This window comes from Streptomyces sp. NPDC004539 (assembly GCF_040610055.1).
GTDB lineage: Bacteria > Actinomycetota > Actinomycetes > Streptomycetales > Streptomycetaceae > Streptomyces.
In genome coordinates this window covers 33,474-47,486 of the sequence record NZ_JBEXLS010000016.1, presented here as the reverse complement: position 1 = coordinate 47,486, position 14,013 = coordinate 33,474, and the positions used below count along the sequence as shown (strand labels likewise).

Below are 14,013 nucleotides of genomic sequence, written 5' to 3'. Positions count from 1 at the left end.
CCGGCCTAGGCCAGTTGTTCCTTCACGTACGTCCGCCAGTCCTCCGTGAACTGCGGCAGGGTCACGCCGAGGACGGTGGTGAGGGCGGACTCGACCGCGCCGGAGCGTTTGCCGTGGGTGCCGACCGCCTTGTAGAAGGCGTTGAGCCTGTCCTCGCCCCAGCGTTCGGCGATGAGGCGGCAGGCGAGCCAGCCGCCTTCGTACGCCTGGGCCAGACGGGTGGCGTCGCCGCCGAAGCCGAAGTCGGCGTCCGTGGGGAGGGCGGCGGGGAGGCGGCCCTCGGAGACGGCGGTCCGGAGTTCGGGGGCGGCCTCGTCGGGGGTGCGGGACGTGCCCCGGTAGCCGACCCAGTCGGCGTAGCCCTCGGAGAGCCACAGGGGGGTCGCCGCGTTCGTGTGGGCGCGGGTCGCGACGTGGGTCGTCTCGTGGGTGAGGACCACCTGCCGGCCGACGTCGCCGAGGGTCCCGTACGCCTCGGGGTTGACGACGATCCGGTCGGCGGGGGCCCGGCCGCCGGTCTCGCCCGTGGTGACCGCGGCGATCCCCCGGTACGAGTCGGCGGAGGAGCCCAGCAGCTCGGCCATCCCCGCCAGGGAGGCCGGCACGACGACGACCACCTTCCGCGCCCACGCCGTCCCCCACGCGTCGGAGACGGCCGGTACGGCCTTGTCGGCGAGGGCGGCGAAGTCCGTCAGCCGGTCGGTGGACTGCCCGACCCCCAGCACGAGGCTGTGCGCCCCCCGCACGACGCCGACCCGCCCCTGGTCCCAGAGCTGCTGCCCCGCCCCCTGCCCCGGCCCCTCCGACACCACCGACCACACCCCGCCCGCGTCCCGCGCGAGCCGCACCACCCGCGCGGAGGTGACCGGCACGGCGTCGTACCCCCGCACCCGGTAGCTGAGCCGCGCGTCGGCGGTGGCCCGGTCGCCCTCGGCGTCGACGGAGTCCAGGTGGTACGACCACTGCGCGAGCGGCACGTCGTACGTGTCGCCCTCCCGCCCCAGCACCACGGCGGCCCGCCGGTCGAGGGCGGCCTGCACGTCGGCGCGGACCGAACTCCGCTCACCGCCGGCGCCGCATCCGCCGACCAGCAGACACAGGGCTATGACCCCGGACCCGATCACCCGCCTAGCGTCAGCCATCCCGCCGATCGTATTACGGCCTCGTCACCGAGGAGACCGGCATCATCCCGACCGGGTCGTACCGCACGGGCGCCCCCGGGTACGGCGCGTGGATCACCTGCCCGTTCCCGACGTACATCCCGACATGGCTCGCGTCGGACCGGTAGGTGACGATGTCCCCCGGCTGGGCCTGCGACAGCGGAACCCGCCGCCCGGCGTGGGCCTGCGCCTGCGAGGTGCGCGGCAGCGAGACCCCGGCCTGCCCGTACGACCACTGCATGAGCCCGGAGCAGTCGAACCCGGACGGCCCGCTGGCCCCCCACACGTACGGCCGCCCGAGAGCCGACCGCGCGGCGGCCACGGCAGCCGCGGCGCGGGCGGAGGACGCCTGGCCGCCGCCGAGGAACGGCATGTCGTCCCGCCCCGACCGGGACGCCCGGTCGTAGTCGGCGCGCTCGGACGGCGAGAGGGAGTTGAGGAGTTCCCGGGCCCGCGCGAGCTTCCGCTCGACCGTCCGCTTGTGCGTCGCGACGGCCTTGCGGCTCTTCTCCAGCTCCCCGAGCTTCCCCGCCGCCTCGGCCCGCTCCTGCGCCAGGTCCCGCATCGCGAACTGGAGTTCCCGCAGCTGGCCCGCCTGATGGGCGGTCAGCCGGTCGAGGGTCGCCGCCTTGTCGAGGTATTCGTCGGGGTCGTCGGAGAACAGCAGCGCGACCGCCGGATCGAGCCCCCCGGCCCGGTACTGCGCCCCCGCGAGCGCCCCCAGCCGCTCCCGCATGGCGTTGATCCGCTCCTGCTGCCGGGCGATGGCGTCCTGCGCGCCGCTGACCTCGCGGCGCAGCTTCGAGGCCCGCTCGTCGGCCTTGTTGTACGCCTCGGTGGCCTGCTCGGCCTGGGTGTAGAGGCGGTCGACCTCGGCCCGGGTCTCCCCGGAGGGCGCGGCGTGCGCGGGGACGGCGCCGAGGGCCGCCGCGGCGGCGGACAGCGCGCACAGCGCCGCTCCCGCCCCTCTGTTGAACCCGGACGCCGGTACAAGGCTGCGATGGGACCCCACGGGAAGCCGCACTCCTTCCGCTGACGGACGAGGAAACGCGGCAGACAGTAGCCCTGTGGGCGGGGGCGGGCCAAAGACCCTTGCCGGACACGGACGGTGACGCCCCGGCCCTGACGCAGGTCGGGGGCGGGGCGGACGGTCAGCGCGGGCGGCGGGAATCCACTCGTTCGGGGGGACCCGCCGGACGCCGTGTCGTCAGATGCGGACGCCGAACATGAACGGGCCGCCGATGGTGCTCATCGACTCGTAGCGCACGACCGTGCCGGTGCGCGGCGCGTGGATGATCTGGCCGTTGCCCGCGTAGAGGCCGACGTGGTGCAGGTCGTTGAAGAAGATCACCAGGTCGCCGACGCGCAGCTGGCTCGCGTCGTAGATGCGGGTGCCCGCGTTGGCCTGGGACTCGGAGGTGCGCGGGATGGTGACGCCGGCCTGCCCGTAGGCCCAGGAGGTGAGGCCCGAGCAGTCGTAGGAGGCGGTGCCGGTGGCGCCGAAGCTGTACGGCTTGCCGAGCTGAGACTGGGCGGCGGCGAACGCGGCGGCGGCGCGGTTGGACGCGGAGCCGACGTCCCCGAGGTCGACGCGGCTCGCGGAGTCACGGCTCGCGCGGCTCTCCTGCGCGGAGATCGCGGCCTTCTCGGCGGCGGTCAGGGAGTTGAGGAGCTTCTGCGCGTCGGAGAGCTTGCCCTGCACCTCGCGCTTCTTCTTGGCGAGTTCGGTGCGGGTGCTGGAGAGGTCGGCCAGCTTGCTGGAGGCTTCGGCGCGCTGCTGGGCGAGCTGGCGCTGCTTCTCCTGGATCTTCTTCAGCGCCTCGACCTGCTGGGCGCTCAACTGGTCCTGGGTGGAGGCGCGGTCCAGGAAGCTGTCCGGGTCCGAGGAGAGGAAGAGCTGGACGGAGGAGTCGATGTTTCCCGTGCGGTACTGGGCGGCGGCCGCCATGCCTATGGAGTCGCGCAGCTTGTTCAGCTCGTCCTGGCCGCGGGCGACGTTGTCCTGGATGGTGGAGATCTCCTTCTGGAGCTTCCCCGCCTTCTCCTCGGCGCCGTTCATGGCCTCGGTGGCCTGCTCCGCCTCTTCGTAGAGCTTGTCGACCTTCGACTTGACCTCGTCCTTGGTCGGCTTCTCGCTCGGTGCCGCGTTCGCGGAGTTGGCGCTGAGAGCGACGGCCGCGGCTGCCGCGGTGGTCAGCAGCGTCACGCGGGTGCGGGACGGCGGCTTGGGTCGACGGTGGGACGCCACGGAGACGGGCTCCTTCTCTCGCGCGGAGGTTCGAACCGTGACCCTAGTGACCCAAGTGTGATCAGTTCAAATCCCGTGGCGAAAAAAAGCGGTCGCGCAACGCATAATTTGCATTCAACCAACCGGCGGTGACGCCCAGTTGACCCTGCGTAGAGATCGCGGGGAGATCCGGCGCTCAGGAGAGCCGCTTCAGCAGCATCGCCGAAGCCACCGGCCGCGCCCCGGCCTTGGCGACGCCGTCGGCCACCTCCCGGTCGGTGGAGGCGACGATGACGGGTCTGCCCGGCGGTTCGGCGCGCACCAGTTGGCGGATCAGCTCGTCGGCCGTGATCCCGGGTTTCGAGAACAGGACACGGACGCCGCGCGGGGGTGCGAGCAGGACGGGGGCGACGAGTTCGGCGCCGTCGAAGACACAGGTCACCTCGGCGCCGGTCTGCGCGGCGAGCGCGGAGAGCTGGCCGAGGAGGCGCAACCGCTGCTTCTCCAGGGGCATCTGGGGGTAACCGGTCTTGGTGACGTTGTAGCCGTCCACCACGAGATGGGCCTGCGGGAGCGCGAGCAACTGATCGAGAATGGCCGGATCGTGCTCCGACAGGGCGCGCGCGGCGATGTCCTTCGGGGTCATCCGGCCCGGTTCGACGGCGTCGACGGTCTCGGCGGGCCGCACCGACACCGGCGGCAGCGCGAGCTCCCTGCGCAGCCCCTGGGCGGCTTCGAGGACGGTGTCGAGCAGCAGACGTACGCGCATGTCCTCGACGCTGCGGCCCTCGCGGGCGGCGCGGCGGCTGGCCTCCAGGGCGGTCTCGACCTCGCTGAGCCGGGCCTTCACCCGCCGTGACTCGCTCTCGGCGGCGGAGACCTGGGCCTGCCCCTCGGCGCGGACGGCCTCGATCTCGCCCTGGATCTTGCGCAGGGCCGCCTCGCCGCGCTTGACGTCACTGAGGGCGGAGCGCAGCTTGCGGTGCAGGGACTCCGACTCCCGCCGGGCGGCGTCGAGTTCCTGCCGCAGGCCCTCGGTCTCGGTCCGGACCTGGTCCTGGGCGTGCGCCAACTCCTCGCGCAGCCGCTCCAGTTCGGCGCGGCTCTCCTCGTCGGCGCGTTCGGCGTCGGCGCGCTGGGCCTCCTCGCCGGCGGCGGTGACGAGCTTGACCCAGCCGGTGGGGCGCAGCACGTAGGCCGCCGCCGCCACGTCCAGCGGGTCGGCGGCGGGGGGCGGGGAGCCGGCGTCGAGGGCGCCGGCCAGCTCCGGCTGGGCCTCGCGGAGCTTCTCGCCGATGCGCTGCCGGAACAGGGCGTCGCTCTCCAGGGCCGACGCCATCGCGTTCCCGGCGAACTTGGCCCGGCGGTTCGGTGCGAACCGGGCGTACTGCCGCAGCTGCGCGGGCAGCTCGCCGACGGTCAGCCCGCCGAAGCCGTCCGACACGATCTGGACGACCCTGCGGCGCACCCCGTCGGGCAGGGGGCGGTCGAGCACCTCGGCGGCGCCGTCCCCCGGCTCGCCTGCGGTCTCCGCCATCCGTCACACCCCACTTGCCGTGCGGGGCCGCTCCCTCTCAGGAGTCGGCGCCCGGCCTGTCCACGAGTTCCACCTGATCGACTGCGTTGCACCAGCGGCAGCGCACCGACTCGATGGTCTCACTGACCACCTCGCGCTCCTCGACCTTCGGCTCTCCGGCGAGGTCGAGGTGGACGTACTCGACGACCTTCGAGGAGCGGGTCACGTCGAACCGGGTGAGGTTTCCGCAGAGGGTGCAGCGCCACCGGGTGGTGGCGGTCGGCAGGGTAACCGTCATCGGAACCGTCCGCTCCTTTTCTGGGCCGTGCGCCGGGGGCGTGCCCCGGTGCGTGTTGGCCGTAACCCTACGGCCTGGCGGGGACCCGCCGCCCGTCCGTCCATGACGGCGAGGCGTTATGGGCCGTTGTGTTCGGTTGCGTCATGCTCTGTAGCCATGATCAAGAGGTGGCGCCCGCCCGCTCCGGTGACGTACGGACTGATCGCGCTGTGCTGTGCCGTCTTCGTCCTCGGCCCGGCGTCGGGGCTCGATCCCGTGGCTCTGGGGGCCTACTACCACCGCTGGGGCGTCGTGCCCGCGGAGCTCTTCGAGGGGTCGCCGCGGGCCGCGCTCACCCCGCTGACCGCGCTGTTCGTGCACGGCGGGTGGGTCCATCTGCTCGGCAACATGCTCTTCCTCTACGTCTTCGGGGCGATGACCGAGGAACGCATGGGCCGCGTCGAGTTCACCCTCTTCTACCTGGGCTGCGGCTGCCTCGCCCTGCTGGGGTACGCCGCCGCGAACGCGTCCTCCGCACAGTCCCTCGTCGGGGCGTCCGGAGCGATCTCGGCCGTCCTCGGCGCCTTCCTCTACCTCTTCCCCCGGGCGCGCGTCACCAGTCTCCTGCCCTTCCTCTTCTTCCTCCCCCTGCGCTTCCCCGCCTGGCTGGTCCTCCCCTTCTGGGCCGCCCTCCAGTGGATCGCCGCGGGCCAGGCCACCGCCGGCCCCGGAGTCGCCTACCTCGCCCACGTCATCGGGTTCACGCTCGGGTTCTTGTACGCGTGGGCGCGATTCACCCGTACGACTACAGTTGGGGCCGCCCCTGTACCCGTCGTCGAGGGAGAGAAGCAGCCGTGATCACCGCGATCGTCCTGATCAAGACCAGCGTGGACCGGATTCCGGAGATCGCCGAGGAGATCGCCTCCCTGGAGAGCGTGAGCGAGGTGTTCTCGGTGACCGGGACGTACGACCTCGTCGCCATGGTCCGGGTACGGGAGCACGAGGACCTGGCGGACGTGATCCCGGGCCGGATCAGCAAGATCCCCGGGGTGGAGGCGACGGACACGCACGTCGCGTTCCGGACGTACTCGCAGCACGACCTGGAGGCCGCGTTCGCGATCGGCCTCGACTCCTGAGCGTCTCCTAGGCGGCGGCCGGCACGCAGCGGCCGTTCTCCGTGCGGTACGTCAGCTTCGCCCCCTGCGTCACCAGTTCACGCACGGCCGTGACGAACCGGTCGACGTGCTCGTCGGGCGTGCCGGCGCCGAAGCTCACGCGGATCGCGTTGAGGGAGGCCGCCTCGCCGCACTCCCCCGCCTCGGTCGCCGTCGCGCCCAGGAGGTGGTTGACGAGGGGGTGGGCGCAGAAGAGGCCGTCGCGGACGCCGATGCCGTACTCGGCGGAGAGCGCGGCGGCGAAGTGGGAGCTGTTCCAGCCGTCCACGACGAAGGAGAGGACGCCGACGCGGGGGGCGTCGTCGCCGAACAGGGACAGGACGCGGACCTGGGGGACGTCCGCCAGACCCTCGCGGACCTTGGCGATCAGGTGGCGCTCGCGGGCGACGAGGTTGCCGAAGCCCTCCTCCGTGAGCGCCTTGCAGGCCGAGGCGATCGCGTAGGCGCCGATCACGTTCGGGGAGCCGGCCTCGTGCCGGGCGGCGTTCTCGTGCCACTCGACCTCGACCGAGCCGTCCGCCGCGCGGCTCACCTTACGGCTGGCGCCGCCGCCCGCGAGGTACGGCTCGGCGGCGTGCAGCCAGTCCGTGCGGCCCGCGAGGACGCCCGCGCCGAACGGGGCGTACAGCTTGTGGCCGGAGAAGGCGACCCAGTCGACGTCCAGGTCCCGCACCGACACGGGGTGGTGGGGGGCGAGCTGGGCGGCGTCCAGGACGATGCGGGCGCCGTGCGCGTGGGCGGTCGCCGCGAGCTCGCGGATCGGCCAGAGTTCGCCGGTGACGTTCGAGGCGCCGGTCACGCAGAAGAGGGCGGGGGCGGTCGTGTCGCGCTCCGACAGGGCCCGGCCGAGGGTCGCCACCGCCTCCTCGGGGGTGCGGGGGGCGTCCAGGTAGGTGACGTCCGTGTGCTGCCAGGGGAGCAGGGAGGCGTGGTGCTCCGTCTCGAAGACGTACACCTGGCAGTTGGCGGGGACCGTGCGGGCCAGGAGGTTCAGGGAGTCCGTCGTCGAGCGGGTGAAGACCAGCTCGTCGTCCTCGCGGCAGTCCAGGAACTCCGCGACGGTCTTGCGGGCGGCCTCGAAGAGGTCGGTGGAGAGCTGGGAGAGGTAGCCGGCGCCGCGGTGGACGCTGCCGTAGTACGGGGCGTACGCGGCGACGTCGTCCCAGACGCGCTGGAGCGCGGGGGCGCTGGCCGCGTAGTCGAGGGCCGCGTAGGTGACCTCGCCGCCGGTGACCAGGGGGACGGTGACATCTCGGCCCAGAACGCTCAGGGGGGCACAAACCGGCTGGGTGGAGGCAAGGGTGGTGACAGACATGGGGAACTCCCGTGAGGCAGGAAGGAAAGAGAAAAGGGGCGCGCGGAAGGGGGCTCTTCGGCCCTATCGCATTCGCTTGCTCACGGAAGGCTCCTCGACGACCAGGACCCCCGGTGTCAGGAGGGTCCGCGCTTGCCGTGGACCTCGCTGCCCACGGCCTGGTCTTCACCCGGGGCACCCCGCCACGGACGGAGGGTTGCCGGACAGTCGGCCGGGGCCTCATGACTGTCACTCATGACCTGGTACAGAAAGTAGATGAGGTGATCGCGGGGACGCAAGTCATGTCCGGATCGCGGGACACCCGCACGGAGGGAGAAGCGGCTCGCACCGCTCCTCCCTCCCGATCCCTACTTGTTCGTCGCCTCCACCCAGCGCTCCAGCGTCCTCTTCGCCTCGCCCGAGTCGATCGACTCCGCCGCCCTCGCCATGCCCTCGCGGAGCTGTTCGGCCAGCGTCCCCGTGCCCGGGTTCAGTGCCACCAGGGCCGCCGCCGAGTTCAGCAGGACCGCGTCCCGTACCGGGCCCTTCTCGCCGGTGAGGAGCTTGCGGGCGACCTCGGCGTTGTAGGAGGGGTCGGCGCCGCGGAGGGCCTCGACGGGGACGAGGTCGAGACCGACGTCCCTGGGGTCGAACCGTTCCTCCGTGACCTTGCCGTCGCCGACGATCCAGACCCGGGACGTCGAGGTCGTCGTCAGCTCGTCCAGGCCGTCGTCCCCCCGGAAGACCAGGGAGGAGTTGCCGCGGTCGGCGAGGACGCCGGCGATCATCGGGGCCATGCGGGGGTCGGCGACACCCACCGCCTGGGACTTCACCCGGGCCGGGTTCGTCAGCGGACCCAGCGCGTTGAAGACCGTGCGGATGCCCAACTGGCCGCGGGCGGCGGCGACATGACGCAGCGCCGGGTGGAACTTGACGGCGAAGCAGAACGTGATGCCCGCCTCCTCGGCGACCTCGGCGACCCGCCTGGGGGTCAGTTCGAGGTTGACGCCCAGCTTCTCCAGGACGTCGGAGGCGCCGGACGACGAGGAGGCCGCGCGGTTGCCGTGCTTGACGACCTTCGCGCCGGTCCCGGCGACGACAAGCGCGGACATCGTGGAGATGTTGACGGTCTTGGCGCCGTCCCCGCCCGTCCCGACGATGTCGACCGTACGGCCGGACACCTCGATCGTGTTGGCGTGCTCGTACATCGCCCGGACGACCCCGGTGATCTCCTCGACCGTCTCGCCCTTGGCCCGCAACGCCACCACGAACCCGGCGATCTGCGCGTCCGTCGCCTCGCCGCGCATGATGCGGTCCATCGCCCAGGCGGTCGCGTCGGCGCTCTGGTCGTGCCCGGACAGCAGGGCGTTCAGCACGGAGGGCCAGGAACGGCCCGCCGCGGTGTCGCCTCCAGCGGGGGTCACAGCGCTCATACGGCCGCTCCAGGATGTCGTACGGAAAGTGTGGGCCCACCCTATCCAGCGGCGGCACATGCCGAAGGACCCCGTCCAGGAATCGGGCGGGGTCCTTCTGTGGCGACGTCCCGGGGTCTACCCGGGGGCGGGATCAGTGGTGGCCGTGGCCGCTCGTGATCTCCTTGTACTCCTCGGCGGTCGGCTTGGCGATCTGGCTGTCCTCGCCGTAGTACGACTCGCTGAGCTTGGCGCGGAGCTTCTCCGTGCTCTTGACCTTGCGCTGGACACCGTTCTCGTCGGTGGTGGCGCCGATCGCGACGGGCTCGTACTGCTCGTGCGCGGTGAGCGTGTGCAGCTGCTCCTGGCTGAGCGGCTCGTGGATCTCGATGAACTCACCGTGCGGCAGCCGCTTGATCGTGCCGGTCTCGCGGCCGTGCAGCACCTTGTCCTTGTCACGGCGCTGGAGGCCGATGCAGATCCGCTTGGTCACGATGAACGCGAGGACCGGCAGGACGAAGAAGCCGATCCGGACGAACCAGGTGATCGCGTTGATGGAGAGGTGGAAGTGGGTGGCCCAGAGGTCGTTCCCACCGCCGACCAGCATCACGAAGTACGCGGTCAGCCAGGCCACACCGAACCCGGTCCGGGTCGGGGTGTTGCGCGGCCGGTCCAGGATGTGGTGTTCGCGCTTGTCGCCGGTGACCCAGGCTTCGATGAAGGGGTAGACGGCGATGGCGACGAGCACCAGCGGGAAGACCACGATCGGGATGAACACGCCCAGGACGAGCGTGTGGCCCGCGAAGTTGATCTCCCAGCCCGGCATCACCCGGACCAGACCCTCGGCGAAGCCCATGTACCAGTCCGGCTGGGCGCCCGTGGACACCTGGTCGGGACGGTAGGGGCCGAGCGCCCAGATCGGGTTGATCTGCGCCACGGCCGCGATGACCGCGATGACGCCGAACACCAGGAAGAAGAAGCCGCCGGCCTTCGCCATGTACACGGGCAGCAGGGGCATGCCGACGACGTTGTTGTTCGTCTTGCCGGGACCCGCGAACTGCGTGTGCTTGTGGTAGAAGACCAGGATCAGGTGGGCGACCATCAGGCCGAGCATGATGCCCGGCAGCAGCAGGATGTGGACCGAGTAGAAGCGGGCCACGAAGTCGCCGCCGGGGAACTCCCCGCCGAAGATGAAGAACGACAGGTACGTGCCGACCACGGGGATCGACAGCAGCACACCCTCGATGAACCGCACACCGGTACCCGACAGCAGGTCGTCGGGGAGCGAGTAGCCGGTGAAGCCGGTGAACAGCGACAGCACCAGCAGCAGCCAGCCGAACAGCCAGTTGACCTCGCGCGGCTTGCGGAACGCGCCCGTGAAGAAGACGCGCATCATGTGGATCATCATCGCGGCGACGAAGATCAGCGCCGCCCAGTGGTGGATCTGCCGGATCAGCAGACCGCCGCGCACCTCGAACGAGATGTGCATGGTCGAGGCGAACGCCTCACTCATCAGCTGTCCCTGGAGCGGGACGTAACTGCCGTGGTACTCCACCTCGTTCATCGACGGGTGGAAGAACAGCGTCAGATACACACCCGTGAGGATGATGATGATGAAGCTGTACATGCAGATCTCGCCCAGCATGAACGACCAGTGGTCGGGGAAGATCTTGCGCATGTTGGCCTTGGCGAGGGAGTAGATCCCGAGCCGGCCGTCGGCCCAGTCGGCGACACGCTCGCCGGCCGGTGCCTTCCCGCGTTCGCGGGACTCCTCTTTGCTGGTCGTGGTGCTCATCCGCGCTCCCAGAACGAAGGACCGACGGGCTCGTCGAAGTCGCCGAGCGCTTCAAGGTAGCCCTCGTCGTTGACGCCGATGCGCAGCTGCGGCAGGGCGTGGCCGGCGGGGCCGAAGATCACCCGGGCGCCGTCGGAGAGGTCGAAGGTGGACTGGTGGCAGGGGCAGAGCGCGTGGTGCGTCTGCTGCTCGTACAGCGAGATCGGGCAACCGACGTGGGTGCAGATCTTCGAGTAGGCCACGATGCCGTCGTGCGACCATTCGAGCTCGCGCTTGTCCTTGATGTTCTCCGGCTGAATCCGGATGATCATCAGGGCCGCCTTGGCGATCTCGACCTGGAAGTCGTGGTCGTGCTCCTCCAGCCCCTCGGGCTTGGCGAAGGTCAGCGAACCGACGGCGACGTCCTCGGGACGCAGCGGCTCGTTCGTGTTCATGTTGACGAGCAGCTTGCCCTTGGCCCACAGCGTGGTGCGGAGCTTGGTGCCGGGCAGCGGGCCGAGGTCGCGCAGCAGGACGACGCCGGAGAGCGGGAACATGGCCAGCGCGCCGAACATCGTGTTGCGGATCAGCTTGCGGCGGCCGAGCGCCGACTCCTTGGCGCCCTGCTTGAAGTCGGCCAGGACCTTGGCCTTGACCTCCGGGGACGCCTCGATCGGGTGACGCTCGTCGGCGATCTCCTCGTCGGACATCAGGGTGCGGGCCCAGTGGACCGCGCCCGCGCCGATGGAGAACAGCGCGATGCCGAGGGTCACGCCCAGCGCGAAGTTCAGCGCGTTGAGGTGGCCGATCGGGAACACGAAGATCGACTTGTCGTGCGGGATCGTCACGTAGGACGCGATGAAGCCGACGGTCGCCAGCATCGAGACCGTGAACAGGAAGGCGACGGTGCGCTCGGACCGCTTGGCGGCCCGCTCGTCGATGTCCTGGATGCGGTGCTCGTGGGGCGGGAGGCCCGGGTCGGCGAACGGGTGCTGCTCGTCCGCGCGGTCGACCGTGCCGTGCGCGTGGTCCTGCTCTGCGGGCAGGCTCTCTTCTGGAATGTCTTGGGTACTCATGACTTCTTGGCCTTTGCGGTCCGAGCGGCGACCCAGACGGCGACCGCGACGAGCGCGCCGAGGCCGAAGATCCAGGCGAACAGGCCCTCGCTGACCGGGCCGAGGCCGCCCAGCTCCAGCCCGCCGGGGTTCACGGTCTCGTCACCGTTGACCGCGTTCAGGTACGCGATGATGTCCTTCTTGTTCTGCACCGACATCGTTCCGTCACCGAAGGACGGCATGTTCTGCGGGCCGGTCTGCATGGCCTCGTAGATGTGCTTCGGGTCCACGCCGTCCAGCGTCGGCGCGAACTTGCCCTTCGTCAGGGCACCGCCCTTGCCGGTGAAGTTGTGGCACTGCGCGCAGTTGGTGCGGAACAGTTCGCCGCCCTTGGCGATGTCGGCGCCGTCGGGGCCGTACTCGGCCTTCGTCGGGATCGACGGGCCGGCGCCCAGGGAGGAGATGTACGCGGCCAGCTGGTCGATCTGGGCCTGCGTGTAGATGACCTTCTTCCGGGGCACCTGGGCGCCCTGGGAGGTCGCGGCCGGCATCCGGCCGGTGCCGACCTGGAAGTCGACCGCGGCGGCGCCGACGCCGACCAGGCTCGGACCGTCGGAGGAGCCCTGACCGCCGGTGCCGTGGCAGCTGGCGCAGCCGACGGCGTAGAGCTTCTTCCCCTCCTCGATGGTGAGGGACTGGGCGGTTTCGTCAGCCTTCGCCGTGCTCGCGGGCGCGAACATGGCGTACAGCCCCCCCGTGCACGCCAGCGCGAGGAGTAGGACGACGAGCGCCGCCATGGGATGGCGTCGTCGTGCGGAGAGCTTTTTCACGGATTTCCCCGGTGTCAGGATCTTCGGCGTCGATGCTTCTGGGATGTGCGTTGCTATAACGCGGGCGGGACCGGCCCCGGTTACTTGATCATGTAGATCGTCGCGAACAGGCCGATCCAGACGACATCGACGAAGTGCCAGTAGTAGGACACGACGATCGCGGCGGTCGCCTGCTCGTGCGTGAACCTCTTGGCCGCGTAGGTACGGCCGAGTACGAAGAGGAAGGCGATCAGACCGCCCGTCACGTGCATTCCGTGGAAGCCGGTGGTCAGGTAGAACACCGAGCCGTACGGGTCGGACGAGAGCGAGAGGCCCTCGTGCTTGACCAGCTCGGTGTACTCGTAGATCTGGCCGCCGATGAAGATCGCGCCCATCACGAACGTGATGATGAACCAGCCCCGGAGCTTCTTCACGTCACCGCGCTCGGCGGCGAAGACGCCGAGCTGGCACGTGAGGGAGGAGAGCACCAGGATCGTGGTGTTGGTCGCCGAGAACGGGAAGTTCAGGGACGACGCCATCTCCTTCCAGTGATCCGGTCCGGTCACCGATCGGAGGGTGAAGTACATCGCGAAGAGGGCCGCGAAGAACATCAGCTCGGATGCCAACCAGATGATGGTTCCGACGCTGGTGAGGTTCGGCCGGTTGACCGACGGGTGCGCGTGCCCGGTTTCTGCTGTCGTTGCTGTCGCCACGACCGACATTATGTCGGTCGCTTATCCCGCCCTCACTCCGGGGGGTGCCGTTCGGAGTGTCACTGCCGCCGAACCGGTGTTGACGTGGTGTTCATCGGGGTGTGTCCGGGAGTAGCATCCGGCCCGATGGGCCTTTCCGTACGACGCCAGTGTCGCCGAAGTCACGGAGGAACGATGCAGCCGACCGCCACGGTGCTGGTCTACAGCGACGACGCGAACACCCGGGAGCAGGTGAGGCTGGCGACCGGGCGCAGGCCCGCGCCTGACACTCCGTTGGTGAGCTTCGTGGAATGCGCAACGCATGCGGCGGTTGTGCGGGAGTTGGACAAGGGCGGGATCGATGTCGTGATCCTTGATGGTGAGGCCGTGCCCATGGGGGGGATGGGGCTCTGCCGTCAGTTGAAGGACGAGATCTTCAACTGCCCGCCCGTGCTGATTCTGATGGGGCGGCCCCAGGACGCCTGGCTGGCCACGTGGAGCCGTGCGGATGCCGCTGTGACGCTTCCGGTGGAGCCGGTGGAGTTCGCGGGGGCGCTTGCCGCTCTGCTGCGTCTGGAGAGGCTTCAGAGCGCCTAGGGGGGTGGGGGTTACGGGGGTGCGC

General features: G+C 70.3%; 14 protein-coding genes and 1 riboswitch. Of the genes, 3 read left to right on the top strand and 11 right to left on the bottom strand.

Going from position 1 to position 14,013, the window contains the following annotated elements:
* Positions 1-5: 5 nt before the first annotated feature.
* The 5 genes from ABZX85_RS29465 to ABZX85_RS29445 form a co-directional block, all read right to left on the bottom strand.
* Complete coding sequence (locus ABZX85_RS29465; RefSeq protein WP_355874857.1) at positions 6-1,142, bottom strand: hypothetical protein; 1,137 nt, start codon at positions 1,140-1,142, stop codon at positions 6-8.
* Positions 1,143-1,155: 13 nt separating this feature from the next.
* The gene (locus ABZX85_RS29460) at positions 1,156-2,172 is read right to left on the bottom strand and encodes an NlpC/P60 family protein (protein WP_355874854.1); all 1,017 of its coding nucleotides are present in this window, start codon (positions 2,170-2,172) and stop codon (positions 1,156-1,158) included.
* Positions 2,173-2,367: 195 nt separating this feature from the next.
* Positions 2,368-3,408 (bottom strand): NlpC/P60 family protein, encoded by a 1,041-nt coding sequence (locus ABZX85_RS29455; RefSeq protein ID WP_355874852.1) that lies wholly within the window; start codon positions 3,406-3,408, stop codon positions 2,368-2,370.
* A gap of 175 nt (positions 3,409-3,583) precedes the next feature.
* Positions 3,584-4,924, bottom strand: a complete 1,341-nt coding sequence (locus ABZX85_RS29450) for an NYN domain-containing protein (protein WP_355874849.1) — start codon at positions 4,922-4,924, stop codon at positions 3,584-3,586.
* 37 nt (positions 4,925-4,961) lie between these two features.
* Positions 4,962-5,201: a hypothetical protein gene (locus tag ABZX85_RS29445; RefSeq protein ID WP_187750106.1), complete on the bottom strand. Its 240-nt coding sequence runs from the start codon at positions 5,199-5,201 to the stop codon at positions 4,962-4,964.
* Positions 5,202-5,357: 156 nt separating this feature from the next.
* Here ABZX85_RS29445 and ABZX85_RS29440 point away from each other — a divergent pair, with 156 nt between their 5' ends.
* Both ABZX85_RS29440 and ABZX85_RS29435 read left to right on the top strand, forming a co-directional pair.
* Positions 5,358-6,038: a rhomboid family intramembrane serine protease gene (locus tag ABZX85_RS29440; protein ID WP_355874846.1), complete on the top strand. Its 681-nt coding sequence runs from the start codon at positions 5,358-5,360 to the stop codon at positions 6,036-6,038.
* Complete coding sequence (locus ABZX85_RS29435; RefSeq protein WP_055722347.1) at positions 6,035-6,316, top strand: Lrp/AsnC ligand binding domain-containing protein; 282 nt, start codon at positions 6,035-6,037, stop codon at positions 6,314-6,316. The genes ABZX85_RS29440 and ABZX85_RS29435 overlap by 4 nt, the downstream gene beginning before the upstream one ends.
* Positions 6,317-6,323: 7 nt before the next feature.
* Here ABZX85_RS29435 and ABZX85_RS29430 read toward each other — a convergent pair whose 3' ends face one another.
* From ABZX85_RS29430 to ABZX85_RS29405, 6 genes are all read right to left on the bottom strand, one after another.
* Complete coding sequence (locus ABZX85_RS29430) at positions 6,324-7,670, bottom strand: aminotransferase class V-fold PLP-dependent enzyme (RefSeq protein ID WP_355874843.1); 1,347 nt, start codon at positions 7,668-7,670, stop codon at positions 6,324-6,326.
* 123 nt (positions 7,671-7,793) lie between these two features.
* Positions 7,794-7,910: riboswitch (SAM riboswitch) on the bottom strand.
* A gap of 107 nt (positions 7,911-8,017) precedes the next feature.
* Positions 8,018-9,082: an anthranilate phosphoribosyltransferase gene (gene trpD, locus ABZX85_RS29425; RefSeq protein WP_355874840.1), complete on the bottom strand. Its 1,065-nt coding sequence runs from the start codon at positions 9,080-9,082 to the stop codon at positions 8,018-8,020.
* A 133-nt stretch (positions 9,083-9,215) separates the two neighbouring features.
* A complete protein-coding gene (locus ABZX85_RS29420) occupies positions 9,216-10,856 on the bottom strand; it encodes a cytochrome bc complex cytochrome b subunit (protein ID WP_355874837.1) in 1,641 nt (546 codons plus the stop codon).
* A complete protein-coding gene (locus tag ABZX85_RS29415) occupies positions 10,853-11,911 on the bottom strand; it encodes a Rieske 2Fe-2S domain-containing protein (RefSeq protein ID WP_355874835.1) in 1,059 nt (352 codons plus the stop codon). Before ABZX85_RS29415 ends, ABZX85_RS29420 begins: the two co-directional genes overlap by 4 nt.
* Complete coding sequence (locus tag ABZX85_RS29410) at positions 11,908-12,720, bottom strand: c-type cytochrome (RefSeq protein WP_355874832.1); 813 nt, start codon at positions 12,718-12,720, stop codon at positions 11,908-11,910. Before ABZX85_RS29410 ends, ABZX85_RS29415 begins: the two co-directional genes overlap by 4 nt.
* 80 nt (positions 12,721-12,800) lie before the next feature.
* Positions 12,801-13,421, bottom strand: coding sequence for a heme-copper oxidase subunit III (locus tag ABZX85_RS29405; protein ID WP_355874829.1), 621 nt, complete (start codon positions 13,419-13,421; stop codon positions 12,801-12,803).
* 165 nt (positions 13,422-13,586) lie between these two features.
* Between ABZX85_RS29405 and ABZX85_RS29400 the strand changes: the two genes are divergently transcribed.
* A complete protein-coding gene (locus ABZX85_RS29400; RefSeq protein ID WP_355874826.1) occupies positions 13,587-13,988 on the top strand; it encodes a hypothetical protein in 402 nt (133 codons plus the stop codon).
* Positions 13,989-14,013: the final 25 nt, after the last annotated feature.

What these genes read in the sequence shown, in the direction of transcription:
- ABZX85_RS29465 (WP_355874857.1), bottom strand. Translation starts at nt 1,142, where the DNA reads ATGGCTGACGCTAGGCGGGTGATCGGGTCCGGGGTCATAGCCCTGTGT.
- ABZX85_RS29450 (WP_355874849.1), bottom strand. Translation starts at nt 4,924, where the DNA reads ATGGCGGAGACCGCAGGCGAGCCGGGGGACGGCGCCGCCGAGGTGCTC.
- ABZX85_RS29445 (WP_187750106.1), bottom strand. Translation starts at nt 5,201, where the DNA reads ATGACGGTTACCCTGCCGACCGCCACCACCCGGTGGCGCTGCACCCTC.
- ABZX85_RS29440 (WP_355874846.1), top strand. Translation starts at nt 5,358, where the DNA reads ATGATCAAGAGGTGGCGCCCGCCCGCTCCGGTGACGTACGGACTGATC.
- ABZX85_RS29430 (WP_355874843.1), bottom strand. Translation starts at nt 7,670, where the DNA reads ATGTCTGTCACCACCCTTGCCTCCACCCAGCCGGTTTGTGCCCCCCTG.
- trpD (WP_355874840.1), bottom strand. Translation starts at nt 9,082, where the DNA reads ATGAGCGCTGTGACCCCCGCTGGAGGCGACACCGCGGCGGGCCGTTCC.
- ABZX85_RS29420 (WP_355874837.1), bottom strand. Translation starts at nt 10,856, where the DNA reads ATGAGCACCACGACCAGCAAAGAGGAGTCCCGCGAACGCGGGAAGGCA.
- ABZX85_RS29415 (WP_355874835.1), bottom strand. Translation starts at nt 11,911, where the DNA reads ATGAGTACCCAAGACATTCCAGAAGAGAGCCTGCCCGCAGAGCAGGAC.
- ABZX85_RS29405 (WP_355874829.1), bottom strand. Translation starts at nt 13,421, where the DNA reads ATGTCGGTCGTGGCGACAGCAACGACAGCAGAAACCGGGCACGCGCAC.
- ABZX85_RS29400 (WP_355874826.1), top strand. Translation starts at nt 13,587, where the DNA reads ATGCAGCCGACCGCCACGGTGCTGGTCTACAGCGACGACGCGAACACC.